The 22769-nt window shown below is 73.3% G+C and carries 24 protein-coding genes and 2 pseudogenes; 15 read left to right on the top strand and 11 right to left on the bottom strand.

From position 1 onward, the window contains the following. The first annotated feature begins 2 nt into the window (after positions 1 to 2). From AC3IYI_RS01180 to AC3IYI_RS01170, 3 genes are all read left to right on the top strand, one after another. The gene (locus AC3IYI_RS01180; protein ID WP_489408400.1) at positions 3 to 1157 is read left to right on the top strand and encodes an ABC transporter ATP-binding protein; all 1155 of its coding nucleotides are present in this window, start codon (positions 3 to 5) and stop codon (positions 1155 to 1157) included. After that, on the top strand, positions 1154 to 1819 hold the full coding sequence (locus AC3IYI_RS01175; protein WP_489408399.1) for an HAD family hydrolase: 666 nt from the start codon (positions 1154 to 1156) through the stop codon (positions 1817 to 1819). Before AC3IYI_RS01180 ends, AC3IYI_RS01175 begins: the two co-directional genes overlap by 4 nt. A gap of 556 nt (positions 1820 to 2375) precedes the next feature. Continuing rightward, a complete protein-coding gene (locus tag AC3IYI_RS01170) occupies positions 2376 to 3692 on the top strand; it encodes a S8 family serine peptidase (RefSeq protein ID WP_489408398.1) in 1317 nt (438 codons plus the stop codon). Positions 3693 to 3923: 231 nt separating this feature from the next. On the opposite strand, the pseudogene AC3IYI_RS01165 reads toward AC3IYI_RS01170, so the two are convergent. The 3 genes and pseudogenes from AC3IYI_RS01165 to AC3IYI_RS01155 form a co-directional block, all read right to left on the bottom strand. After that, positions 3924 to 4646 (bottom strand): annotated as a pseudogene (locus AC3IYI_RS01165) (IS5 family transposase); the annotation flags it as partial. 54 nt (positions 4647 to 4700) lie between these two features. Continuing rightward, positions 4701 to 5183, bottom strand: coding sequence for a hypothetical protein (locus AC3IYI_RS01160; protein WP_489408397.1), 483 nt, complete (start codon positions 5181 to 5183; stop codon positions 4701 to 4703). Positions 5184 to 5247: 64 nt separating this feature from the next. Continuing rightward, positions 5248 to 5592: a cupin domain-containing protein gene (locus AC3IYI_RS01155; protein WP_489408396.1), complete on the bottom strand. Its 345-nt coding sequence runs from the start codon at positions 5590 to 5592 to the stop codon at positions 5248 to 5250. 14 nt (positions 5593 to 5606) lie between these two features. Here AC3IYI_RS01155 and AC3IYI_RS01150 point away from each other — a divergent pair, with 14 nt between their 5' ends. After that, a complete protein-coding gene (locus AC3IYI_RS01150) occupies positions 5607 to 6377 on the top strand; it encodes a GntR family transcriptional regulator (protein WP_489408395.1) in 771 nt (256 codons plus the stop codon). Positions 6378 to 6399: 22 nt separating this feature from the next. Here the strand turns inward: AC3IYI_RS01150 and AC3IYI_RS01145 are convergent, their stop codons facing one another. Continuing rightward, on the bottom strand, positions 6400 to 6996 hold the full coding sequence (locus AC3IYI_RS01145; RefSeq protein ID WP_489408394.1) for a phosphonate degradation HD-domain oxygenase: 597 nt from the start codon (positions 6994 to 6996) through the stop codon (positions 6400 to 6402). Then, a complete protein-coding gene (gene tmpA / locus AC3IYI_RS01140; RefSeq protein WP_489408393.1) occupies positions 6993 to 8102 on the bottom strand; it encodes a 2-trimethylaminoethylphosphonate dioxygenase in 1110 nt (369 codons plus the stop codon). Before tmpA ends, AC3IYI_RS01145 begins: the two co-directional genes overlap by 4 nt. A gap of 280 nt (positions 8103 to 8382) precedes the next feature. Between tmpA and AC3IYI_RS01135 the strand changes: the two genes are divergently transcribed. Beyond that, positions 8383 to 9510 carry a DUF2330 domain-containing protein gene (locus tag AC3IYI_RS01135; protein WP_489408392.1) on the top strand — a complete coding sequence of 376 codons (1128 nt, stop codon included), beginning with the start codon at positions 8383 to 8385 and terminating at the stop codon, positions 9508 to 9510. A gap of 20 nt (positions 9511 to 9530) precedes the next feature. On the opposite strand, the gene AC3IYI_RS01130 is transcribed toward AC3IYI_RS01135, so the two are convergent. Further along, the gene (locus AC3IYI_RS01130; RefSeq protein ID WP_489408391.1) at positions 9531 to 10280 is read right to left on the bottom strand and encodes a phosphatase PAP2 family protein; all 750 of its coding nucleotides are present in this window, start codon (positions 10278 to 10280) and stop codon (positions 9531 to 9533) included. Between the two features lie 244 nt (positions 10281 to 10524). Next, on the bottom strand, positions 10525 to 11565 hold the full coding sequence (locus tag AC3IYI_RS01125; protein WP_489408390.1) for a zinc-dependent alcohol dehydrogenase family protein: 1041 nt from the start codon (positions 11563 to 11565) through the stop codon (positions 10525 to 10527). 108 nt (positions 11566 to 11673) lie between these two features. Between AC3IYI_RS01125 and AC3IYI_RS01120 the strand changes: the two genes are divergently transcribed. Both AC3IYI_RS01120 and AC3IYI_RS01115 read left to right on the top strand, forming a co-directional pair. After that, positions 11674 to 11823 carry a hypothetical protein gene (locus AC3IYI_RS01120; RefSeq protein ID WP_489408389.1) on the top strand — a complete coding sequence of 50 codons (150 nt, stop codon included), beginning with the start codon at positions 11674 to 11676 and terminating at the stop codon, positions 11821 to 11823. A 38-nt stretch (positions 11824 to 11861) separates the two neighbouring features. Beyond that, positions 11862 to 12245, top strand: coding sequence for a VOC family protein (locus tag AC3IYI_RS01115; protein WP_489408388.1), 384 nt, complete (start codon positions 11862 to 11864; stop codon positions 12243 to 12245). A 25-nt stretch (positions 12246 to 12270) separates the two neighbouring features. Here the strand turns inward: AC3IYI_RS01115 and AC3IYI_RS01110 are convergent, their stop codons facing one another. Together AC3IYI_RS01110 and AC3IYI_RS01105 are read right to left on the bottom strand one after the other, a co-directional pair. Further along, the gene (locus AC3IYI_RS01110) at positions 12271 to 13071 is read right to left on the bottom strand and encodes an ATP-grasp domain-containing protein (RefSeq protein ID WP_489408387.1); all 801 of its coding nucleotides are present in this window, start codon (positions 13069 to 13071) and stop codon (positions 12271 to 12273) included. Next, a complete protein-coding gene (locus tag AC3IYI_RS01105; RefSeq protein ID WP_489408386.1) occupies positions 13068 to 14126 on the bottom strand; it encodes an ATP-grasp domain-containing protein in 1059 nt (352 codons plus the stop codon). The genes AC3IYI_RS01110 and AC3IYI_RS01105 overlap by 4 nt, the downstream gene beginning before the upstream one ends. 365 nt (positions 14127 to 14491) lie before the next feature. Between AC3IYI_RS01105 and AC3IYI_RS01100 the strand changes: the two genes are divergently transcribed. The 8 genes and pseudogenes from AC3IYI_RS01100 (at position 14492) to AC3IYI_RS01065 (ending at position 21088) form a co-directional block, all read left to right on the top strand. Next, positions 14492 to 16240 carry a sensor histidine kinase gene (locus AC3IYI_RS01100; protein WP_489408385.1) on the top strand — a complete coding sequence of 583 codons (1749 nt, stop codon included), beginning with the start codon at positions 14492 to 14494 and terminating at the stop codon, positions 16238 to 16240. Further along, a complete protein-coding gene (locus AC3IYI_RS01095; protein WP_489408384.1) occupies positions 16237 to 16638 on the top strand; it encodes a roadblock/LC7 domain-containing protein in 402 nt (133 codons plus the stop codon). The genes AC3IYI_RS01100 and AC3IYI_RS01095 overlap by 4 nt, the downstream gene beginning before the upstream one ends. Beyond that, positions 16635 to 16997: a DUF742 domain-containing protein gene (locus tag AC3IYI_RS01090; RefSeq protein WP_243333039.1), complete on the top strand. Its 363-nt coding sequence runs from the start codon at positions 16635 to 16637 to the stop codon at positions 16995 to 16997. The genes AC3IYI_RS01095 and AC3IYI_RS01090 overlap by 4 nt, the downstream gene beginning before the upstream one ends. After that, positions 16978 to 17688, top strand: coding sequence for a GTP-binding protein (locus tag AC3IYI_RS01085; RefSeq protein WP_489408383.1), 711 nt, complete (start codon positions 16978 to 16980; stop codon positions 17686 to 17688). The genes AC3IYI_RS01090 and AC3IYI_RS01085 overlap by 20 nt, the downstream gene beginning before the upstream one ends. Next, positions 17685 to 18923, top strand: coding sequence for a cytochrome P450 (locus AC3IYI_RS01080; RefSeq protein WP_489408382.1), 1239 nt, complete (start codon positions 17685 to 17687; stop codon positions 18921 to 18923). The genes AC3IYI_RS01085 and AC3IYI_RS01080 overlap by 4 nt, the downstream gene beginning before the upstream one ends. Continuing rightward, the gene (locus AC3IYI_RS01075; protein ID WP_489408381.1) at positions 18920 to 20155 is read left to right on the top strand and encodes a cytochrome P450 family protein; all 1236 of its coding nucleotides are present in this window, start codon (positions 18920 to 18922) and stop codon (positions 20153 to 20155) included. Before AC3IYI_RS01080 ends, AC3IYI_RS01075 begins: the two co-directional genes overlap by 4 nt. Positions 20156 to 20244: 89 nt before the next feature. Continuing rightward, complete coding sequence (locus tag AC3IYI_RS01070) at positions 20245 to 20976, top strand: DUF7873 family protein (RefSeq protein WP_254384971.1); 732 nt, start codon at positions 20245 to 20247, stop codon at positions 20974 to 20976. Between the two features lie 24 nt (positions 20977 to 21000). Continuing rightward, a pseudogene (locus tag AC3IYI_RS01065) lies at positions 21001 to 21088 on the top strand. 334 nt (positions 21089 to 21422) lie between these two features. Here AC3IYI_RS01065 and AC3IYI_RS01060 read toward each other — a convergent pair. Then, positions 21423 to 22145, bottom strand: coding sequence for a zf-HC2 domain-containing protein (locus tag AC3IYI_RS01060; RefSeq protein ID WP_489408380.1), 723 nt, complete (start codon positions 22143 to 22145; stop codon positions 21423 to 21425). After that, the gene (locus AC3IYI_RS01055; protein WP_489408379.1) at positions 22142 to 22723 is read right to left on the bottom strand and encodes a sigma-70 family RNA polymerase sigma factor; all 582 of its coding nucleotides are present in this window, start codon (positions 22721 to 22723) and stop codon (positions 22142 to 22144) included. The genes AC3IYI_RS01060 and AC3IYI_RS01055 overlap by 4 nt, the downstream gene beginning before the upstream one ends. Between the last annotated feature and the right edge of the window lie 46 nt (positions 22724 to 22769).

Below are 22769 nucleotides of genomic sequence, written 5' to 3'. Positions count from 1 at the left end.
GCATGTCCCTCACCCTTCCCGAGGCCAGGAAGTCCGCGGATGGCGAAGCGGCCACCGGCGGAGCGCGCGTCGAATTCCGCGGCCTGCGCCGGGCGTTCGGCTCCACCGTCGCCCTCGACGGACTCGACCTCACCATCGAGCCCGGCGAACTCGTCGCCCTGCTCGGCCCGTCGGGCTGCGGAAAGACCACCGCGCTCCGCGTCGTCGCCGGCTTCGAACAGCCCGACTCCGGCGAAGTGCTCCTCGACGGACAGGACATCACCCGGATCCCGGCCAACCGCCGGGACGCCGGCATGGTGTTCCAGTCGTACAGCCTCTTCCCGAACCTCAACGCCCGCGACAACGTGGCCTTCGGCCTGCGCGTCCGCAAGGTCGGCGCGGCCGCGCGCCGCGATCGCGCCGCCGAACTGCTCGACCTGGTCGGCCTGCCCGACCACGGCGACCGCTACCCGCACCAGATGTCCGGCGGCCAGCAGCAGCGCGTCGCGCTCGCCCGCGCCCTCGCCCTGCGCCCCCGCGTCCTGCTGCTCGACGAGCCGCTCTCCGCGCTCGACGCGAAGGTGCGGGCCAGCCTGCGCGAGGAGATCCGCCGGCTCCAGCTCTCCCTGGGCATCACCACCGTGTTCGTCACGCACGACCAGGAGGAGGCCCTGTCCATGGCCGACCGGGTCGCGGTGCTGAACGCGGGCCGTCTGGAGCAGTGCGCCGCCCCCGCCGAGCTGTACGAGCGGCCCGCGACCCCCTTCGTCGCCGAGTTCGTCGGCACCATGAACCGGCTCCCCGGACGGCTGTCCGGCTCCGGCACGGTCGAAGTGGCCGGCTCCCGGCTGCCGGTGGACGGTCCGGTGCCGTCCACCCCGGACGTCGAGGTGCTCGTACGGCCCGAGAACATCACCGTGACGGCGGCCGCAGCGGGCACCGAGGGCGCGGCCACCGTCGTATCGGCCTCGTTCTTCGGGTCGGTGACCCGGCTCCACCTGGACCTGCCCGACGGCATCCGGATCAAGGCCGACCTGCCCTCGCGCGAGGCCGGAGCCCTGGTCCCGGGCGCGCGGGCGGCCGTGGGCCTGGCCGAACGCCCCGTCCTCGTCGTCGCCACCGCGGCGGCCACGGCCACCGCCACGGCCTCAGCCTCAGCCTCAGGGGAAGCCTCATGACCGGACTCGCCGCCGTCCTCTTCGACATGGACGGCACCCTCGTCGACACCGAGGTCCTGTGGTGGCAGACCACCGCGGAGATCGCCGCCGGCCTGGGCTACGCACTGACCGACGCCGACGCGCCCGAAGTGGTCGGCCGAGCGGTGGAGGACACCGCCGCGCACCTCGTACGGGTCGCCCGCGCGGGGGACGCCGAGGAGGTGGCGCGGGCCCTGACCGACAGCTTCTTCGGACGGGTGGAACAGGGCGCGCCGATGCGGCCGGGCGCACAGCGGCTGCTCACCGCCCTGGAGGCGGAAGGCCTGCCGTTCGCCCTGGTGAGCGCCTCGCCGAGGGTGGTCGTGGACTCGGTGGTGGGCGGCTCGCTGGCCCATGTCCCCTTCGCCTTCACGCTGTCCGCCGACGACACGTCCCTGACGAAGCCGCACCCGGACCCCTACCGGGCCGCCGCGGCGCGCCTCGGCGCGGAGCCGTGGAATTGCGTGGCGGTCGAGGACTCCCCGGACGGCGCGGCCTCGGCGGAGGCGGCCGGCTGCGGAGTCCTGGTGGTGCCGTCCCTGCTGGAGGTCCCCCCGTCGCCGGTACGCACCTTCGCACCCTCCCTCACCGAGGTCACCCCGGACACCCTGCGGGCCTGCCTCGTCGCTCCGCTGGGGGTGTGACCGGACGCGGACGCGGCTAAGGGTTGTCCCGTAGTCCCGCGAGGCTGAGGGTCATGCGGTGCCCGGGTCGGCGCCGACGGCACCGGCCGAGTGAAGCGAACGTCCGAGGGCGCCGGTGAGGATGCGGGGGCGCCGGCGCCACCACCACAGGTCGGGACCGGGCAGCCTGTGGAATTGGTCGAGTGCTTGGCCGTCGTCGTCGATGGTCGCGGCCCGAACAGGCCTTTGTCGGGCTATCTCTCGCAGGCCCCGGGGGCCCGGCCTGGGTCACCACGGCGCTCCACCGGGCCAGCGGAGTTACGGCCACGACCCGCTCCTCGCGCGGGTCGTACTGACCAGTCCCGACCAGCAGGCCCTGCTCCACCTCGAGCCCGAACCCGAACCGACCAGCCGGGGCGAGGTGCCCTGAGCCCCCTCTGGTCGGGTGAAGCGCCGTTTGGGCGGCCTGTTGGTCCATCCGCCGTGTCCGCGCTGCACGCGCCTCGCCGTCCCGGTTATGTGGTCGTTGCGAACCAGTTCGCGTTCGTTGACCACCAAAGGAAATGAGGTGTTAGGCATGGCGGGACGAGTCCGGGTCGCGAGTCCGGCATACCGGCTCGCGGCGGTGTCCGCGGCTGCGGTGGCGTTGTTGGCGGGGAGTGTCACGGGGGCGGAGGCGACGGGGCGGACGGCCGCGCCGGTGGGGCGGTACGTGATCGTCCTGGAGGACTCGGCCCGTGACCGGCTCGACGCGGTCGTGCGGGCGCACCGACGGGACCACGGGGTGCTGGCGGGCTTCCAGTACCGGCATGCGCTGGTCGGGTACTCGGCGGTGGTGCCAGAGTCCCAGGTGGCGGCGCTGCGGGAAGACCCGAACGTGAAGGCGGTGGCTCCCGACCTGCCGGTGCACGCTACCCAGCAGGTGCTGCCGACCGGCGTGGACCGGATCCAGGCCGACGTGAGCAGTACGGCCGCCGGGAACGGGTCGGGGACTGTCGACACTGCGGTGGCGATCCTCGACACCGGCATCGACGACCGGCACCCTGATCTCAACGTGGCCGGCGGGTTCAACTGCATGGGCCCCTCGCGGCCCGACGCGTGGCGGGACAACAACGGCCACGGCACCCACGTGGCCGGTACCGTCGCCGCCCGGGACAACGGCGACGACGTCGTCGGGGTCGTGCCCGGCGCCCGCCTCTACGCGGTGAAGGTGCTCGGCGCCAGCGGCGGCGGATTCACCTCCACCATCGTCTGCGGGCTCGACTGGCTGGCGCAGAACGCCGCCCCGCTCGGCATCAAGGTCGCGAACATGAGCCTCGGCGGCGACGGCGCCGACGACGGCAACTGCGGGTTCACCAACAACGACCCGGAGCACCAGGCGATGTGCCGTGTGGTCAACGACGCCGGCGTCACGATGGTGGTCGCCGCTGGCAACGACGGCGCCGACTTCGCCGGCCAGACACCCGCCGCCTTCGACGAGGTCCTCGCCGTGACCGCGATGGCCGACTTCAACGGGCAGCCCGGCGGCGGCGCCGCCGCGACCTGCCGGACGAGCAACGAGGACGACACCGCGGCGAACTTCTCCAGCTTCGCCGTGAGCGCCGCGGACGCCGCCCACACCATCGCCGGTCCGGGCGTGTGCATCCGGTCCACCCGCAGGAGCACCGGCACGACGGTCTACTCCGGCACCTCGATGGCCTCCCCGCACGTGGCCGGCACGGCCGCGCTGTGCCTCGCCACCGGGCAGTGCACGGACCCGTCCCCGGCCGGTGTGATCGCCAAGCTCCGTGACGACGCCGCGGCCCAGCCCACCTCGTATGGCTTCGCGGGCGACCCGAACGCGCCCGTCAGCGGGCGCTACTACGGACACCTCGTCCACGCCGGCGGCTACTGAGCACGCCCATGCCCACGGCGGAGCCCCGGGTACCGGCCCGGGGCTCCGCCGTCATGGTGGTCGGGGGCCGGCCCGTCCTCTTCGCACCGGCCGTACAGCCCCGGCCGCATCGCTCCCGCTGACCTCGCCCTCCCCCTGGAACCGCCCTCTTGTCCAACTCCTCCAGGTCCGCGCGCGGTACCACGCAGCGCACCACCAGATGCCCGATAGCGGCGGCGAACTGCCGTTGTGGTCGAAGGCCGGAGGCCGCCCGCCAGACGTCCCCCGGCGCCTTCGGTTACCGACCTGGTCGGCCGGTTCCGGGATAGTGCAGCGGATTCCGCGTCGGCGTAGGTAGGCGCGGTTAGCGCGCGAGGAATAGGCCTTGTCGGCCCGCACCCTCGACGGGCGGACCCTCAGCTGGCCCAGGCCGAGACGAGGAACCTTGATGGCTTCCAACACGGCCGTGAACTGCGGGCTGTCTCCCTGCTGTCGGGCCGTGACGAGTAGTGATAGCGGCCTTTGCCCTTGCTCGCAGGACAGGTGGATCTTTGTGGTCCAGCCCCCGCGGGACCGGCCCCAGCCGTGGTCGTCAGGTTCGGACTGGTGGCCGCCCGGCGGTTCCTTCTGGACTTGGCCGTCCCGCCGGGCACCTCCGCGTGCTGGTGGGCCGGCACATCGTGGAGTCGACGCTGACGTCCCACGCGATCAGGCCGGCGGCGTCCGCCCGCGCTTGCAGTGCGGTCAGTGTTGACGGCCAGACACCATTGCGCTGCCAGCGACGGAAGAGCCCATACACGGTCTGCCACGGGCCGTACTCCGCTGGCAGATCCCGCCACGGAGCGCCGGTCCGCACCCGCCAGCGTATCCGTCGGTCAACCGTCGCCGACACACCGATGGTCTTCCCCGGCCGGCGACCGGTAACAACGGCTCCAGCACCGTCCACTGGTCATCTGAAAGATCCCCTCGCCCCACACCGAGATCATCACGGCGCGCGGTGAGACATGGACCCCAGTTCTAAAACACGACCTAGACCGTGAGGTCGAGCAGGCTCAGGATTCCCTCCGCGTACGCGGCCGATTCGGAGCCCGGGCACCGGGCTGCCGTCTCGCGCAGTCCGGACAACCCGGAGCGGATGTGTGCGGCGCACTGGCCGTACAGGCCGGCCTCGTGCGAGGAGCCGTCGTCCTCGGCGCCGAGGAGGCGCAGCAGCGCCCACAGCAGGGCCTCGCGCGTCGACTGCCGGGGCGGGCCGGCGAACCAGACGGCCATCAGGACCCCGCACACCGCCGGGGCGGGCGGTCGCAGCACTCCGGTGTGGAAGGCGTGGCCCTCCAGGGCACGGAACGCGGCCGGGTGTCCCTCGGCCGCGTCCCACAAGGTGTCTGCGAGATGACCGGCCGGGCGGCCGCAGCCGCATTCCATGGTGTTCCAGTCGTGCCGGGCGATCTCCCGGGCCACCGCGTCGGGCACCAGCGGGCTGGTGCGGGGCTGCTTCTCCGTCGTTCTCACGGGAGAAGTATGGGATCAGGCCGGTGGCCCGTCCAGAGCGGCCCGCCCGAAGGGGACCGCGAGGTCAGCCGCCGTGCCCCTGGCAGCCGCAGCCCTTCGCCGCGGCGCGCGGCAGCTCCTCGGTGAACTCGCTCTGCGAGAACACCGCGAGGACCGTCGCCGGCTCGGTGCCGTGGTTGACCAGGGTGATCTCCTTGCCGGCCGGCAGCATCGCGAAGGTGCCCGGGGCCACCGTCTTGGCACCGCACCCGCACGAGGCCTCCACCGTCCCGGCGACGCCCGTGAGCAGCAGCTCGGACGAACCGTGCGCGTGGGCCGGGATCGTCCCGCCCGCCGGCACCTGGATCCGGACCGCCGCCAGCGAGCGGAACGTCCCGACCTCCCGGGCCCTTCGCCTCGCCCCGGCCATGACAGGCTGGGTCAGTGAACGAGGCACCGCGCGACCCAGCACCCAGGACACCGCTCTACCTGAAGGTCGCCGGGGACCTGCGGACCGCCATCACGGCAGGCGAGTACGGATCGGGCGCGCGACTGCCCGCCGAGGACGAGCTCGCCCGCCGCTACGGCGTCTCCAGGGGTACGGTGCGCCAGGCCCTCGCCGCCCTGCGCACCGACGGGCTGATCACCTCGCGGCGCGGCACCCGCCGGGTCGTCCTCGGCGGCGGCGCGGGGGAGGCCGGGGGAGTCGCGGAGCTCCGTAGCTTCACCCGGTGGGCCCGCTCGCTCGGCCAGGAGCCCGGAGGGCGGACCGTGGCCGTGGACCGCGCCGAGGCCGACGCAGAGGAGTCGGAGCAGCTACGGATCGGCGCGGGCGCCCCCGTGTACCGCGTCCTGCGGCTGCGCACCCTGTCCGGGGCCCCCGTGATGGTGGAGCGCACGACGTACCCGGAGCCGGTCGGCGCCCTGGTCGCGGACATGCCGCCGGACACGGTCTCGTACTCCGAGCAACTCGCCCGGCACGGGGTCCTCTTCGCCGACGCCCACCACACCATCGACATCGCGGTGGCCGACGCGGACGACGCGCGGCTGCTGGGCTGCCCGGCGGGCGAGGCCCTGCTGCGCGAACGGCGCCGCTCCACCGACCCGGCGGGGGTCCCGGTGGAGTGGTCGCAGGACCGCTACCTGCCGGGGACCGTCGCCTTCACCGTGCACACCTCCGCCGCCAGCGCGCTGGGCCGCCTGCTCGGCTCCTGAGCAGCTCCTGATCAGCTCGTGATCAGGCGTTCTTGATGAGCAGGGCCTCCAGGAGCGGCCGGAAGTGGTCGAAGTCCGGGGTGGCCAGCTCGGGGTCCTTGGCCTGCTCGTCCCAGCGCCGCACGGCCACCGCGTCGGCCGCCCCCGGCAGCGCCTCGAACGCCCGCACCTGCTCGGCGGTCATCGGGCCGCCCTGGACGCGCAGGGTGTGTACGGAGGCCTCCGAGAGCAGGTCGAAGTAGCCCGGCTCGGCCGTGCAGAGGTAGCGCTTGGCGGCCACGTGCAGCCGGACCGGCTCGGTCACCTCCGGCCCGAACCACCGGGCCAGCCAGTCGGCCCCGGTGTGGCTGTGACGGTTGTCCTGCCCGCCGTCCATCAGGTCGCGGCCGGTCACCGTCCCGTGGAAGTGCCCGATGTCGTGCAGCAGCGCGGCCGCCACCAGGTGGGCTGGGGCGCCGGCCGCCTCGGCGAGGGCCCCGGCCTGGAGCATGTGCCCGGCCTGGGTGACCGCCTCGCCGAAGTACTCGGCGCTGCCCTCGCCCTCGAAGAGGCGGGCCAGCGCGTCGATGGCGCCGGCGCCGGGGACGTCGTCAGGGGCGGTGGTTTCGGAGGGGTTCACGCGCAGGCTCCTTCGCGGCGCAGGACGGCAAGGGTGGAGAGCAGCCCGTCGAGGTCGGCGTAGGTCCCCTGGAGGTGGCGTCCGCCCGATTCGGCGAAGGCGGTACGGGCGTGCAGCAGACGGGTGTTGTCGAAGACCACGCAGTCGCCGGGCGCGAGCCGGAAGCCGAGCCGCAGCTCGGGCCGCTCCAGCAGCTCGCCGAAGAGGCGGTAGGCCGCGTAGAACTCCTCCAGTACGGCCGCGGGCTGGTGCAGCGTGGAGATGGAGCGGTTGTTGAAGCGGACCTCGCGGATCCGCCCGAGCGGATCCACGTCGATCAGCGGCCGGTGGGCCCGCAGTTCGCAGTGCGCGTCGGCGAAGGCGAACTCCACCGGCACCCGGGTCAGCACCTCGAAGGCCTCCGGTTCCCGCGCGCGCAGCAGCGCGGCCGCGTGGAAGCCGTCGACCAGACCGGAATCGCCACCCCGGGCCTCGTTGCGCAGGCAGTGCAGCAGCTGGAGGGTCGGCACGGGATCCCGGTAGGGATTGTCGGTGTGCGGGGTGATCAACGCGCCGGTGAAGGCCAGGTTGTTGGGGTCCGCCTCCACGCGGACCTCGAAGAGCTCCCCGTAGTTCGTCTCGCGGACGAAGCCGAAGGTGCGGGCCACGTCCAGCACCATCCGGTCCCGGCACGGGACCTCCCGAAGGAGGGCGAAGCCCAGCCGGACCACGCTGTCGAGGACCTGCTCGCGGACCTCGCGGGAGCTGATGTACGCGTCCCAGCCGGCCTCCGGGATCCGCCCGTGCAGGTCCGCCGCCGCCCACAGCTCCTTGTCCGCCTCGGTCCGCCCGTCCCCGGCCGCGCGGTACGCCGGTCCGTCCGGGGCGTGGGCGTCGAGCCACTGTGCCGGGTACACGGAGCGGTGGCCGTCCGGCTGCCACTCCACCTCCCAGCCGGGCCCGCCGTCCGGGGCGGGTGCTTCCCGCACGGCGCGGACCGCCAGGCCGGCGGGCAGCTCGGTGATCTGGAACAGCTTCTGGCCGGTGCGCGGGTCACGGCACTCGGCGCAGGGGCAGTTGTCGCGCAGCCAGGGCGCAGGTGGGCGGGTGATCGCAGGTACGGACATCGTGGCTCCTGCCAAGCTTGGGAAAGTTGTATATACAACTCTGAGGTGCCCGCAGCGTGACAGGAGGAGGTGACCGGCAGATGGCGCACAGGTGGCCGGAACCGGATCGCGGCGCCGGCCGTCTGAGACCGGGGCGGACGGTGGCGGACGGGCCCCGGAGAGGACCGGCCGGCGGGTGAACGGACCCGCGGGCGGCTGAGCGAGGAGCGTGGGGGAGACGGTGTGGACGGCAAGGGCGCGGACGGCAAGGCTGCGGACGACGAAGGTGCGGGAGGCGAAGGTGCGAACGGCGAGTGTGCGGACGGCCACGTGGATCCGGCGAAGGATCGGACTCCTGCTGTTCGCGCTGCTCGCGACCCAGGTGGGGTCCCTCGTCAGTCCGGCCTACGCCTGCGGCTGCGGGGCCATGGTCCCCGACGGAAGCTCCCGGATCGGAGTCTCCCGGGAGGCCTCCGTGGTCCGCTGGGACGGCCGGACCGAAAAGGTGGCGATGCGGTTCACGGTCGGCGGCGACGCCAAGCGGGCCGCCTGGATCATGCCGGTCCCGGGGCGGGCCACGGTGCGCCTCGGCGACGGCGGGCTGTTCTCTCAACTGGTGGACCTGACCGGACCGGAGTACCGGACCCGCGGCTACTTCTGGCCGCGCGATGGGGACTGGCCCTTCGACTCCGGCCGCGGGGACGCGGCCGGAGCGCTGCCGCCCGGCAGCGGTGAGCCGCGGGTCGGCGTCATCGGCCGGGAGCGGCTCGGCGACTTCGACGTGGCCCGCCTGACCGCCACCGACCCCGAGGCGCTGGGCGACTGGCTCGAGGTCAACGGCTTCGTGCTCCCCGACCGTCTCTCCGCCGAGCTGAAGCCGTACGTGGACCAGCGCTGGGAGTACGTCGCCGTACGCCTCGCCCCCCGGGACCCCGGCGCCACCCTGAGCGGCACCCTGGACCCGCTCCTGATCCGCTTCGAGAGCGACCGGCTCGTCTACCCGATGAGGCTGTCCCGACTGGCCGCCACCGCCCAGTCCCTGGGTCTGTACGTCCTGGCGGAGCACCGCATGGAACCCGTCTCCGCGATCGGCGGCAACGCGCCCGAGGTGACCTTCGCCGGGCGGATCACCTCGACGGGACCGGTCGCCGAATTTGCGGGCGCGGAGCCGGTGTTCCTGACGGCCATCGACCAGAGCTTCCCGGTTCCGTCCCGGATCGACGGCGACCACGAACTGCGCGCCGCCGCCGCGGACGCCCCGTACCGCCGGGTCGAGTACACCGACGAGCTGCTCACGGCCGGCGGCCTCCCGGTCTGGATCCTCGCGCTCGGGGGCCTGCTCGCGCTCACCGCCCTCGCGGCCGTCCTGACCGCGCTGCTGATGCGCCGCCACCGGCCGGCCGCCGGGCCGGGGAGCCCGCACGTGTAACGGCGCAGTCGCCCCTGCCGTCAGTGGGCGGGGGATTGCGCTTGTGCCGACCGCCGCCGACCGCGTGCACGCTCCGCGCCCCGACCGGCCTCCCGGGCCAGCGCCGGAGCGCAGAGCCACCAGGCGACCAGGCCTGCCCCCGCGCCGGCCACCGCCCCGGCGGCGGTGTCGCTGAGCCAGTGCGCGTGCAGCCAGGTGCGGCTCCACATCATCGCCAACGTGAACACCGCGCCGCCGATCCACCACGCCCGGCGCCTGGCGGCCGGGACGAGGAGCGCGCCGACGATGACGACCAGGAGCGCCGCGCCGGCCGCGTGCCCGGAGGGGAAGGATCCGTGGTCGACCCGGACCAGCGGATTCTCCGGGCGCGGCCGGTCCACCAGGTACTTGAGGCCCTGTACGACGAGCATGTTTCCGGCCATGTAGACGAGGAAGAGGAATCCCGCTGACACCCAGCGCCGCCGGACGAGCAGGAAGAGCAGCAGGGCGAGCGGGACGACGGCGCCCACCGGGCCCCCGAACCAGTTCAGCAGCGTGGCGACCACGGAGGGCAACCCCTCGTGCGGTCCGCCCATCCAGGCCAGCCAGTGGTCGTCGAGGCCCTGGAAGGGCGGCCGCGCGACGTCCCTGCGGACGACGAGCGCGAGCGCCGCGGCGGATCCGAGCAGCGCGACGCCGAGGGTGAGGGTGCCGGTGCGCCTGCTGCCGGGGTCCGTCGCGGACGCGGGTGCGCCGGCTTCGAGGGGTGGGCCGACGGGGATCGTGGACATGGCTGTGCTGCCTCTCGCGGCGGGGGAAAAGAGGGGTGACGAGGGGAACGCGGGGAACGAGGGGGTGCGGGTAGGGGGTGGCGCGTGCGGGGGCACGTGGCCCGTTGTGGTGTGGCCATACCTCGTGCTTACACGTGTAATCAGGGAATGTAGCGATGCCTTCCCCGCACCACAAGCCCCGCGGGCCCGGGACCCCGGCCGCCCGCCCGGCCGTCCGGATCGGTTCGGCGCCGAGGGCCCGCCGTCAGGCCCCCGGCCGGATGATCGTGATTCCCGGTCCCGGCGCCGAGCCCATCGCCGCCAGCGCGGCCGGCGCCCCGTCCAGCGGGATCGTGGAGGTGACCAGCAGGTCCGGCCGCAGCGCCCCGGAGCGGACCAGTTCCATCATCGGCGGGTAGGCGTGCGCAGCCATCCCGTGGCTGCCGAGGATCTCCAGCTCCCACCCGATGACCCGCTCCATGGGCAGCGCCGCGGCCCCCCGCGCCGCGGGCAGCAGCCCGACCTGTACGTGCCGCCCGCGCCGGCGCAGCCCTGACACCGACGCCGCCGCCGTGGCCGCGGAGCCGAGCGCGTCGAGCGACAGGTGCGCACCGCCGCGCGTGTACTCCCGTACGGACTCGGCCGCATCGCCCCGCCCCGGATCCACGCAGTGCGCGGCCCCGAAGGCCCGCGCCAGCTCCAGCGCCGCCGGCGCGGTGTCCACGGCCACCACCCGGGCACCCGCCGCCACCGCGATCATCACGGCCGACAGCCCCACCCCGCCGCAGCCGTGTACGGCGACCCACTCGCCCGGCGCCACCCGCCCCTGCGCGACGACGGCCCGGAAGGCCGTCGCGAACCGGCAGCCGAGCCCGGCCGCGGTGTCGTACGAGAGCTCCTCGGGCACGGCCACCAGATTGACATCGGCGTGCTCCAGCGCCACGTACTCGGCGAAGGACCCCCAGTGGGTGAATCCCGGCTGGGTCTGCCGGGCGCACACCTGGTGCTGCCCGGCGGCGCACTCGGCGCAGCTGCCGCACGCGCAGACGAAGGGCACCGTCACCCGGTCCCCGGTACGCCAGTTGGCGACTCCCGGGCCCACCGCCTCGACCACACCGGCCAGTTCGTGGCCGGGCACGTGCGGGAGCGTGATGTCCGGATCGTGGCCCATCCACCCGTGCCAGTCACTGCGGCACAGCCCCGTCGCCTTGACCCGTACGACCACCCCACCGCCGGCCGGCACCGGATCGGCCACCTCCCGCACCTCGCCGGGCTCCCCGTACCGCTCGAACACCACCGCGCGCACGCCGACCGCCTCCACTCGCCTGATCCGTCCGACCCGGGCTCCCTTGTCGGCCCCGGGCCCGGATGTGAAGCTGCCGGGACGACCACCACACACCATCAGGGGGACCCGATGACCCGCAAGACGACCCGCAGGACGACCCGCAAGCGCGCCACGGCCGCCGCCGTATCCGTCCTGCTCGCCCTCACCGTCACCGCCCTCGGCGCGAGCGCGTCGGCGTACGCGGCCGCGGGCGAGAAGAAGGTCGAGGTCATCAAGTAGCGGACCGGCTCCCGGGAGGTCTCCGTACACTGGCGGGCATGGTAAGCCGCATCAGTGAGCTGGTCATCGACTGCGCCGACCCCGAGCGCCTCGCCGCGTTCTGGAGCGAGGCCCTCGGCTACGTGGAGCTCTCCCGGGAGGGCGACGGAAGCATCGAGATCGGGCCGGCCGCCGCCGGTTTCGGAGGTCCGCAGCCCACCCTCGTCCTCAGCCCGAGCAGCGACCCGCGGCGGGGGAAGCTCCGCCTGCACATCGACGTCAACCCCGTCGACCGCGACCAGGAGGCCGAGCTGGAGCGCCTGCTCGCCCTCGGTGCCCGTCCGGTCGACATCGGCCAGACCGGCGCCGAGAGCTGGCACACCCTGTCCGACCCGGAGGGCAACGAGTTCTGCCTCCTGCACACCCGGCTCGGGCCCCTCTGACCGACCGGATCCGAAGGGCGATGTCCTAGGCCGTCTGGGCCGTCCCGGCCCGGCGCAGGGTCAGGGCTGCCAGGGCTTCGGGGGCGCCCGGCTGGTCGCGGATGCCGGGGAAGGCGTTGACGTCCACGATCAGGGGCGATCCGTCGGCCGTGGCGATGATGTCCACGCCGTAGACGTCCAGGGAGTAGACCTCGCCGGCCCGGCGGGTCAGATCGGCCCAGCCCTGCGGGAGCCGGTGCAGCGGCAGGGTCGGGCCGCGGCCCTCCGGGGAGAGTTCCGAACGGCGCAGGGCCGCGAAGACGCGGTCTCCGATCGCCCAGAGCTTGTGGTCCCAGCCGCTGTTCGGGGCGAAGTCCTGGACCACCACCGGCTCGTCGGGCCAGTCGTCCGCCAACTCCCCGAGGCGCACCGGGTCGTCGACCCGGGCCACGAGGTCCGCGCGTCGGCTGTGGCGGCTCTTGACGACCACGGGGGCGACCAGCGCCGCCCCGGCCGCCCACCGCGCGAGCGCGCCGACGGTACGGGTTCCCGCGAACGGCAGCCCGGCCCGCACCGCAAGCTCCGCCATCAGGGTGCGGTCCTGGCAGAGCGTGGTCGCGGCGGCGGAGTTGACCACCGGCGCCCCGAGCCGCTCCAGGCGCCGGGCCAGTTCCAGCCCGGGAGGGGTGTGTGCCTTGAGGAGGTACACGTCGGCCGGTGCCTCGCAGGCCGCGTCCGGCGCGCCGGGATCCAGCAGCTCCACCCCGTGTCCGGCAGCCCGGAGGAGGCCGGCCGCCGCCGAGAGCAGCGGATGCCGGGGGTTGTCCGTGATCAGGCCGATCCTCATGCCGGGTCCCCCGTGGAGGCCGGGGGGACGGCCGCGCCGCCCATGGTCGCCGTCAGACCCGTCAAGGCCGTCAAGGCCGTCAAGGCCGTGACGTCAGTGACGGCCGTGGCCGACGGTGTGCCGGCGCCGGCGCCGGCGCCCGTGCCGGCCGTGGCCTGGACCGGGATCAAGACGGCCGGGCCGGACAGGCGGGGCGGGGCGGACCCGGCCCTCGCTCCGGCCCCGGGTACGGGCCTCGGGCAGCCGCCGCCGCGCGCGAGGTCCAGTACCGCGCGGGCCACCCGGGCCGCCGCGTCGGGGACCTGACGGAAGCTCGGGAAGTCGTTCACGTCCACGACCACCGGTCCTTCGGGCCCCAGCAGCACGTCCACCCCGTACAGGTCGAGGCCGTACACCTCACCGACCCGCGCGCCGATCTCCGCGATCTCGGCGGACAGCGGGACGAGGCGCTCCGGCACGGAGGTGTCCGGATGCAGGGGGGAGCGGCGCTCGGTGGCGAAGAGCTCCCCGCCGACCGCGTACACCTTGAGGTCGGTGCCCGAGTTCGGCACGTACGGCTGGGCGACGAGCAAGCCATCGCCGGCCAGTTCGGGGAGCATCGCGGCCAGCCGCTCCGGCGAGGAGACCAGGTGCACGGCCCGTCCGGAGCTGCCGTCGGCGGGTTTGACGACCAGTGGGTACTCCGACGCCGGGATCTCGGCCAGCAGCTCCGGCCGGGCCGCCGCGTACGTCGGCGGCAGCGGCAGCCCCCGGCCGCGCCCGATGGCGGCGGCCAGCGCCTTGTCCCGTACGCCCCGGATCGCGCGGGCGTCGTTGACGGTCGTCGCACCGGCCGCCGCGGCGGCTTCGAGCAGGGTCAGCCCCGGCCCGCCGGACACCGTCTTGAGGATCCAGGCGTCGTGGGCGCCGGCATCCACCGCCTCGCTCATCCGCAGCAGCGAACCGCCGGGCCGCAGCACCTCCACCCGGTGGCCCCAGGCCTTCAGTTGCCGGACCACCTCGTTCGGCATGCCGTCGTGGCGGTAGTGCTCCTCCACCAGGAAGCAGAGCCTCATGGACCTTCCCCATATTCCCCGGACGTCCGCCGATCCCGTCCGGCGAGTTGTGACGTCACAGGATGTCATGGGCCGCAATGTGATGATCGGTCCGTGTACGCAGCACCCCGCAACGGCGCCGCCGGGGCGGGGTTCGCCGTCCGGCCGCCGCCGGCCACTGTCCGGCCACCGAGACGCGGGTGGACCGGACGGTGCGGGCTCGCGATTTCCCCCCTGTTCAAAGCGCTACAGAAGGAGACTTACCGGTCGCAGTTGAGCGGAAAACTTGTCAGGGGCTGCCCAAAGCGATCAGCAACTCTCCTATAGTGATGCCTCGTTGCCAGGAACCTTCTCCTCCATTTACGCCCGGTATGAGGCTCTGATTGATGACGGCGTCGCCCTCCCCCCTTCGCCCCTCCGCGCTGGCCCTGCTGATCACCGCAGTCGCCGGTGGCGCGCTCACCACGGCGGCGGTGGCCGCGGCCCCGTCGTCCATCGCTACCGCCCTCGGCTGGTTCGCCGGCGCGGGCGTCCTGCTGCTCGCGGTATCGGCCTTCGCCGTGACCTGGTGCGCACGCACCTCCCGGACGCAGCGCGGCCGCATCTCCGGCCTGAGCGCCGAACTGGCCGCCCGTGACGGGCACATCGCCCGGCTGATCGCCGACGCGACCCGTGACGCGGCCGCGCGCACCGCCGAACGCTCCCGTCTGACCGGCGAACACACCGCCGAACTGGAGCGGCTGACGGGTGACCACGCCGCCGCGCTGGAACACCTGGCAGGCGCGCACGCCGCCGAGCTCGACGGGCTGGCCGCCGCCCAGAACGCCTCCCGCGAGCGGCTCGGCGGTGAGCTGCGCCGCGCCGAGTCCGGCCGGGCCGCCGCCATGGCCGCGGCCGCCAACGCGGCCGGCCGGATGCAGGCCCTGGCCACGGGGATGCTCGCCGACCTGCGTGAAATGGAACACCGGCACGCCGACGAGGACGTCCTCGGCGACCTGCTCCACCTCGACCACCGCACCGCCCAGGCCGGCCGCCTCGCCGACTCCATCGCCGTACTGACCGGGGCCCGTTCGGGCCGCCGCTGGGCGAAGCCGATCGTCATGGAGTCCATCCTGCGCGGCGCGATGGGCCGCATCGGCGGCTACCAGCGCGTCAGGCTCCACTCCACCAGCGACGCGGCCGTCGCCGGGCACGCGGCCGAGGGCGTCATGCACGCCCTCGCCGAACTCCTCGACAACGCCGCCAACTTCTCCCCGCCGACCGCCGAGGTCCACGTCTACGTGGAGGAGGTGCCGTCCGGGATCGTCATCACCGTCGAGGACAGCGGCCTCGTCATGAGCGAGGTCCAGCTGCGCCGCGCCGAACAGGCCGTGACCGCCGCCTCCCTGGACCTGGCCGGACTGTCCGGCACCCGGCTCGGCCTCGCCGTGGTCGGCCGGCTCGCCCGCAAGCACGGACTGACCGTCTCCTTCCGGCCCTCCGCCCGTGGCGGTACGGGCGCGCTGATGATGCTCCCGCAGGAGCTCATCAGCCGCACCCCCGCCGAAGCCCCCGCCGCGCCGCTCGCCATCCCGGCGCAGCCGTCCGCCCGGGTCGCGCGGGAGGCTCCCGCGGCGCCCGAAGTCCCCGCCGCGGCCGAGCCCGAGGCCAGGCACGACACTGCCGTGCACGACACCGCCGCCGGTCGGGACGACACCGTCCGCGCGCAGGACCGTACGGCGGCGGACGGCGGGACCGCGGTCCCCGGCGCAGCGGACACCGGCACCGGTTCAGGCGCCGGGACCGGTACGGGCGCCGACGCCGACTCCGCGTCCGAGTCCGAATCCACCGGCGGCCACCCGCACTTCGGCGAGAGCGGCCTGCCCCAGCGCCGCCGCGGCCGGACCCTGGCAGCGGCCCACCCCGAGGGCACGGACGGTGCGGGCACCGAGACCCGTACGGCCTCGCCCACGGTCTCCACCACGGCCTCCGCGCCCGGCGGGGCGTCCCGGTCGGCCGCGCGGTTCGGCAGCTTCCGCCAGGCCGTCCGCGGCGCCGCGGCCCCGGGCGAAGCAGCCCCGGGCAGCGCCGACGCTCCCGGCGACGAGCAGCAGCCCGCGCACACCCCAGACCCGGAAGGCAACACGCGATCATGACCGGCTTCACCACCGACGAGACGCTCACCTGGCTCCTCGAAGGCCTCCTCGAGCGCACACCGGGCGCCCGCCACGCCCTGGTGCTCTCCCGGGACGGCCTCAAGCTGTGCCGCACGCCCGAGCTCTCCGTCGACCAGGCCGACCAGCTCGCCGCGATCGCCGCCGGCATCCAGAGCCTGTCCCACGGCGCGTCCGTCGAGTTCGGCGACGGCAGCGGCGGAGTCCGCTCGGCCATGGCCGAGTTCTACGGCGGGATCCTGTTCATCGTCGAGGCCGGCGAGGGGGCGCACCTCGCGCTCGTCGCGACCGAGGAAGCCGACGCCGGACTCGTCGGCCACAACATGTCCGAACTGGTCGAGCAGCTCGGCGAACACCTCATCGCCAGGCCCCGGGGATGAGCCGGCCCCGGCCGGGCCGGGACGATTCGCCGGACCGGCTCTACACCCTCACCGGTGGCCGCAGCCGCTCCGGCTCGGACGTCTTCGACCTGGTCACCCTGGTCGTCGCCGAAAGCGATCCGGTGCCCGGCATGCAGTCCGAGCACGCGGCGATCCTGCGGATGTGCCAGTTCCCGACGGCCGTGGTGGAGATCGCGGCCGAGCTCGGACTGCCGGTGTCGATCGTACGGATCCTGCTGGCCGACCTGCTCGCCACCGGACGGATCCGCGCCCGGCACCCGCGTACGGCGAACTCGGCGTACAGCTTTACCGACCCCGACATCCTGGAGCAGGTGCTCGTTGGACTCCGCAATCTCTGACGCGACGATCCCCGAAGCCGCGTCGCCGACCCCGCCCACCGAGTACCGGGCCACCGAACCGCTCCGGCCCCGCCAGGCACTGCGCAGCACCGCCGACAACGGACTGAAGATCGTCATCGTGGGCGGTTTCGGCGTCGGCAAGACCACGATGGTCCGCTCGGTCAGCGAGATCCGCCCGCTGAACACCGAAGAGACCATGACCAAGGCCGGCGAGGCCGTGGACGACACCCACGGGATCGCCGGGAAGAGCGCCACCACCGTGGCCTTCGACTTCGGACGCATCACCCTCGACGCCCGCAACGTGCTCTACCTGTTCGGCGCCCCCGGCCAGGAGCGGTTCTGGTTCCTGTGGGACCGGCTCTTCTCCGGCACCCTCGGCGCCGTCGTCCTCGTCGACACCCGGCGCCTGGCGGACTCCTGGTACGCCATCGACCGGCTCGAACACCACGGCACGCCCTTCGTCGTGGCCTGCAACGACTTCGGCGGCCCCGCGCACACCCCGGAGCAGATCCGCGCCGCCCTGGACCTGCCCGACGGCATCCCGCTGGTGTTCTGCGACGCCCGCTCCCGGGAGTCCAGCAAGCAGGTCCTGATCTCCCTCGTCCAGCACCTCCAGACGGCCGCGCTGTCGAGCACCCGGCCGATCCTCCAGCAGAGCCCCCTGTCCCAGACCCCGGAGCCCACCCCGTGACCTGCCCCGCCGCCCCCGAGCACCAGCCCCTCTACCTCGGCGGCCCCCGGTTCCAGACCGACCCCGCGGAGCTGTACCGCGAGATGCGCCGCGACCACGGCTCCGTCGCCCCCGTCGTCCTCGACGGAGACGTACCGGCCTGGCTGGTCCTCGGCTACCGCGAACTGCACCAGGTCACCAGCGACCCCGTGCTCTTCTCCCGGGACTCCGAGCTGTGGAACCAGTGGGACCGCATCCCCGCCGACTGGCCGCTGCTCCCGATGATCGGCCGCCGCCAGCCGTCGATTCTCTACACCGTCGGGGAACGCCACCGCGAGCGGGCCGCCGTCATCTCCGAGGCACTCGAAGCCGTCGACCCCTTCGAACTCAAGGGGCACGCCGAGCGGTTCGCCGACGAGCTCATCGACGAACTGTGCGGCAAGGGCTCCTGCGACATCGTCGGCGAGTACGCCATGCTGCTCCCGCTGCGCGTCCTCGCCCGCCTCTACGGGTTCTCCGACACGCAGGGCCCCGGACTCGTGCGCGCCATGAACGACATGATCAACGGGCGGGAGGGCGCCCTGGAGGGCCAGAGCCACCTCGCCGAGTCGATGTTCGCGCTGATCTCCGCCAAACTCGCCGAGCCCGGACCCGACGTGGTCTCCCGGATGCTCGCCAACCGGTCCGGCTTCACCGTGGAGGAGGTCGCCCAGGACCTCATGGTCATGATGGCCGCGGGCCACCAGCCCACGGCCGACTGGATCGGCAACTCCCTGCGCCTCATGCTCACCGACGACCGCTTCGCCGCCTCCCTCGCGGGCGGCCGGCACAGCGTCGGCGAAGCCATGAACGAGGTGCTGTGGGAGGACACCCCCACCCAGAACGTGGCCGGCCGCTGGACCTCCCGCGACACCCACCTGGGCGGCCGGCGCATCGCCGGCGGCGACCTCGTCCTGCTCGGCATCGGCGCCGCCAACACCGACCCGCACGTGCGCACCGACGCCGGAGCGCTGACCGGCGGCAACAACGCCTTCTTCTCCTTCGGGCACGGCGAACACCGCTGCCCCTTCCCCGCCCAGGAGGTCGCCGAGGTCATCGCGCGCACCGGCATCGAGGTGCTCCTCGACCGGCTGCCCGACGTGGACCTCGCCGGGCCCGCCGGGGACCTGGCCCGCCGCCCCTCGCCTTGGCTGCGCGGCCTCACCGCCCTTCCCGTGACCTACACCCCGACCCCCGCCCTTGGAGCCACCCGATGACGTGTCCGATCGACCACACCGGCCCCGCGGCCATCGTCCTGGACCCCTTCGTCGCCGACCTCGACGCCGAGAGCGCCGCGCTGCGCGCCGCGGGCCCCCTGGTTCAGGTGGTCCTCCCCGGTGACGTGGCCGTGTACGCCGTCACGCACCACGCCGAGGCCCGCAAGCTGCTCACCGATCCCCGGATCGTCAAGGACATCGACGTGTGGGGCGCCTGGCAGCGCGGCGAGATCCCGATGGACTGGCCGCTGATCGGCCTCGCCAACCCCGGCCGCTCGATGCTCACCGTGGACGGCGAGGACCACCGCCGGCTGCGCACCCTGGTCGCGCAGGCCCTGACCGTACGCCGGGTGGAGAAGCTGCGCGCCGGCATCGAGGCGCTGACCACCGGCATGCTGGACAAGCTGGCCGCGCTGCCGGCCGGCGAGAGCGTCGACCTCAAGGCGCAGTTCGCCTACCCGCTGCCGATGAACGTCATCAGTGACCTGATGGGCGTCGACGCTGAGGAACACCCGCGCCTGAAGGCCCTGTTCGAGAAGTTCTTCTCGACGCAGACCCTGCCGGAGGAGGTGCCGCAGATGATGGCGGACCTCGGCGCGCTCTTCTCCCGCATCGTCGAGGCCAAGCGCGAGAACCCGGGCGACGACCTCACCAGCGCCCTCATCGAGGCCTCGGAGGACGGCGACCACCTCACCACCGAGGAGATCACCAACACCCTCCAGCTGATCGTCGCCGCCGGCCACGAGACCACCATCAGCCTGATCGTCAACGCGGTCGTCGCGCTGGAGACCCACCCGGAGCAGCGCGCCCTCGTCCTCAAGGGCGAGGTCTCCTGGGAGAACGTCATCGAGGAGACCCTGCGCTGGTCCAGCCCCACCTCGCACGTCCTGATCCGCTTCGCCGCCGAGGACGTGGAGGTCGGCGACCGGATCCTGCCCAAGGGCGAGGGCCTGATCGTCTCCTTCGGCGCGCTCGGCCGCGACGAGGCCCAGTTCGGCGAGACGGCGGGCGAGTTCGACGCCACCCGCACCCCGAACCGGCACATCTCCTTCGGCCACGGCCCCCACGTCTGCCCCGGCGCGGCCCTCTCCCGCCTGGAAGCCCTGGTGGCCCTCCCGGCCCTCTACGCCCGCTTCCCGGACCTCACCCTGGCCGTCCCCGCGTCCGAGCTCCGCAACAAGCCGATCCTCACCCAGAACGACCTCTTCGACCTCCCGGTCCGCCTGGCCTGACCGCCGCTGCCCCGCCCTCTCGATCCAGGAGCGGCGGGGCAGCGCTTTAATCGGATGTGCTTACGGGGCACGGTTGTTAGGTTCTCCGTGTGCCGAAGCTGAATCAGATCATCGCAGTCGAAAAGGGCGTCAAGTCCAAGGCCCTCCAGGAGCTCACCCAGGCTCACCAGGACGTGCAGAAGCCCGCCCTGCTGGCCGGCATCTCCCGGACCTACCAGCCCAAGGACGAGGAGGGCGAGCAGCTCCCGCCCGAGTCCACCCGGGTCCAGATCAAGGCCGAGGACGCCCTGCGGGCGACCGCCTCGACCCTCACCCGGCTCTTCGACGTGACCGCGACGAAGGACTGGGCGAACCGGTCCGCGGTCGCGGACGTGGTGGTCGACGGCACGGTCCTGCTGCCCCAGGTGCCCGTCCCGTACCTGCTGTTCCTGGAGAAGCAGCTCACCGACCTGCACACCTTCGTGCGCAAGCTGCCGGTGCTCGATGCCTCCGAGTCGTGGAGCCTGGACCCCTCGACGGACGCGTGGAAGACGGACGCGGTGCGGACCATCCGCACGAAGAAGGTCCCGCGCAACCACGTGAAGGCCGAGGCCACGGAGAAGCACCCGGCGCAGGTCGAGGTGTACTACGAGGACGTGGCGGTCGGTTACTGGACCACCGTGAAGTTCTCCGGAGCGCTGCCCGCCCGGCGGGTCAACGAGCTCCTCGACCGGGTCGAGAAGCTCCAGCAGTCCGTCAAGTTCGCCCGAGAAGAGGCGAACAACACCGAGGTCACCGACCAGCGGATCGGCGACGCGGTATTCGGCTACCTCTTCCGGTAGCCCCACATTCGCCCCCCGTCGCGAGCGGGGGGTGCGCGATGAGCGCAAGCTGAAACTGATGTTGAAGCTGATCCAGGGGTGTCAGGTGGGGGTTCGAATCCCTCCCCCCGCACACGTGCGGGGGTGGCCCAAGTCCGGCAGAGGCGGCCCCGTCAAACTCAGATTCTCGCTCCAGTCTCAGTATTCGCCGCCGAACACCGGATCGACCGAGCGCGGGCGAACATCGACGGATGGGGGTTCAAGTCCCCCCGGCGCCTCTTCCGTGGCGCTGTAGTTCAACGGCAGAACACGTCGGTCTCAAGATGACCCGCGGCTCTTAAACGCCGCCGGTGTGCGCAAATGGGTGGCAAGCTGGAGCCCGGGAGCTGGACATGCTCCCGGGCTCCGTCACGTTGCGTGACCTCCGCCGCGCGGGGCGGCCCCGGTTCAACGCGGTGCCGGTTCAACTACGTGGGCACCGGTACGGACACGAACGCCGTGCCCGACTCGTTCTCCACCAGGACCGCCCGGACGTCCGCCGGGTCCACCGCCGCCGAGCCGTCCAGCGCCGCACCCTTGCCCTCGCCGTGCTCCGCGGCGCCCACCACCCAGCCGCCCGCCGTGGTGCGCGTGCCGTCCCGGGAGACCACGACGATCCGGCAGCGCTCGCCCGCCGGGATCCCCGTCACCGCGGCGTGCACCCGTACCCACTTGGCCGCGGGCGTCACCCGTACGGTCATCCGCGCGCCCGTGCCCGCATCCGTCGCGGAGGCCACCTTGGTCCCCGCCGTCGGCGCGGACGGTTCGGCCGAGACCGTCGGCTGCGGCCGGGCCTCGACGCCGGTGCTGCCGCCGCCCAGTTGCGTACCGGCCCAGAAGACGGCGGTCAGCGAGGCCGCCACGGCCAGTCCGGTGAACGCGGTCCGGCGCCGCCGCGCCCCGTCGACCTCCTGGCGCATCTGGCGCAGGGTGCGCTGGAGCAACAGGTCCCCGCCCTGCGGCGGACCGTCGAGGAACGCCTCGGGGGGCACCTCGCCCAGTGCCGCCTCCATCTCGCGCAAGGCCGTCACCTCCTGACGGCACTGCACGCAGCCGTCCACGTGTTCCTCGACCCGGCGGACCTCCGCGTCGTCCAGGACGCCGAGAACGTACGGGCCGAGCAGTTCCTCCTCGTGCCGCTGCCCGTTCATGCCACCACCTCCTGCAGTCCGCCGGGCCGCGGAGACGGGCCGCCCGTGCGCGTGCTTTCCCTGAAGACTTCTCTGAGCGCCTTGAGCGCGTAGTGCGAGCGCGATTTCACCGTGCCGGCCGGGATGCCGAGAGCGTCCGCCGCTTCGGCGACGCTCTGCTGGCGGTAGTACAACTCCGTCAGCACGTCCCGGTGTTCCGGTGACAGCTGGTCCAGGGCCCCCAGGACGGCCATCGTGTCCACCACGGCGTCGGCGTGGTCCGCCTCGGCCGGCGGATGGGCCGGCGATCCGGACACCTCCGTGGGCCGGGCCGCCTTAGCCCGGTACCGGTCGGTGATGATGTTGCGGGCCACCGTGAGCAGCCAGCCGCGTACGGAACCCTTCCCGTTCACCAGGACCTCGGAGTGGCGCCAGGCCCTGATCAGGGTCTCCTGGACGATGTCCTCGGCCGCGGCCCGGTCCCCGGTCAGCCGGGTCGCGTACGCGAGCAGGGCGTGACCGTGCTCCTCGTACACGGACTTGATCAGTGCCTCGTCGGTCGAGCCCCGCCGAGTGCGGGGCCACAGTGGTCCGGCCATCTCACCCTCTCCGTCTTCCTCGCTTTTTTGGTGCGGTCAGAACACG

The sequence above is a fragment of the Streptomyces sp. GL_148 genome (assembly GCF_057834205.1).
The sequence above is the reverse complement of the archived record's forward strand: the minus strand, read 5'-3'. Positions and strand labels throughout refer to the sequence as shown.

What these genes read in the sequence shown, in the direction of transcription:
- AC3IYI_RS01155 (WP_489408396.1), bottom strand. Translation starts at nt 5,592, where the DNA reads ATGGCCGGGGCGAGGCGAAGGGCCCGGGAGGTCGGGACGTTCCGCTCG.
- AC3IYI_RS01170 (WP_489408398.1), top strand. Translation starts at nt 2,376, where the DNA reads ATGGCGGGACGAGTCCGGGTCGCGAGTCCGGCATACCGGCTCGCGGCG.
- tmpA (WP_489408393.1), bottom strand. Translation starts at nt 8,102, where the DNA reads ATGTCCGTACCTGCGATCACCCGCCCACCTGCGCCCTGGCTGCGCGAC.
- AC3IYI_RS01180 (WP_489408400.1), top strand. Translation starts at nt 3, where the DNA reads ATGTCCCTCACCCTTCCCGAGGCCAGGAAGTCCGCGGATGGCGAAGCG.
- AC3IYI_RS01095 (WP_489408384.1), top strand. Translation starts at nt 16,237, where the DNA reads ATGACCGGCTTCACCACCGACGAGACGCTCACCTGGCTCCTCGAAGGC.
- AC3IYI_RS01090 (WP_243333039.1), top strand. Translation starts at nt 16,635, where the DNA reads ATGAGCCGGCCCCGGCCGGGCCGGGACGATTCGCCGGACCGGCTCTAC.
- AC3IYI_RS01060 (WP_489408380.1), bottom strand. Translation starts at nt 22,145, where the DNA reads ATGAACGGGCAGCGGCACGAGGAGGAACTGCTCGGCCCGTACGTTCTC.
- AC3IYI_RS01115 (WP_489408388.1), top strand. Translation starts at nt 11,862, where the DNA reads ATGGTAAGCCGCATCAGTGAGCTGGTCATCGACTGCGCCGACCCCGAG.
- AC3IYI_RS01130 (WP_489408391.1), bottom strand. Translation starts at nt 10,280, where the DNA reads ATGTCCACGATCCCCGTCGGCCCACCCCTCGAAGCCGGCGCACCCGCG.
- AC3IYI_RS01100 (WP_489408385.1), top strand. Translation starts at nt 14,492, where the DNA reads ATGACGGCGTCGCCCTCCCCCCTTCGCCCCTCCGCGCTGGCCCTGCTG.
- AC3IYI_RS01175 (WP_489408399.1), top strand. Translation starts at nt 1,154, where the DNA reads ATGACCGGACTCGCCGCCGTCCTCTTCGACATGGACGGCACCCTCGTC.
- AC3IYI_RS01110 (WP_489408387.1), bottom strand. Translation starts at nt 13,071, where the DNA reads ATGAGGATCGGCCTGATCACGGACAACCCCCGGCATCCGCTGCTCTCG.
- AC3IYI_RS01120 (WP_489408389.1), top strand. Translation starts at nt 11,674, where the DNA reads ATGACCCGCAAGACGACCCGCAGGACGACCCGCAAGCGCGCCACGGCC.
- AC3IYI_RS01055 (WP_489408379.1), bottom strand. Translation starts at nt 22,723, where the DNA reads ATGGCCGGACCACTGTGGCCCCGCACTCGGCGGGGCTCGACCGACGAG.
- AC3IYI_RS01075 (WP_489408381.1), top strand. Translation starts at nt 18,920, where the DNA reads ATGACGTGTCCGATCGACCACACCGGCCCCGCGGCCATCGTCCTGGAC.
- AC3IYI_RS01105 (WP_489408386.1), bottom strand. Translation starts at nt 14,126, where the DNA reads ATGAGGCTCTGCTTCCTGGTGGAGGAGCACTACCGCCACGACGGCATG.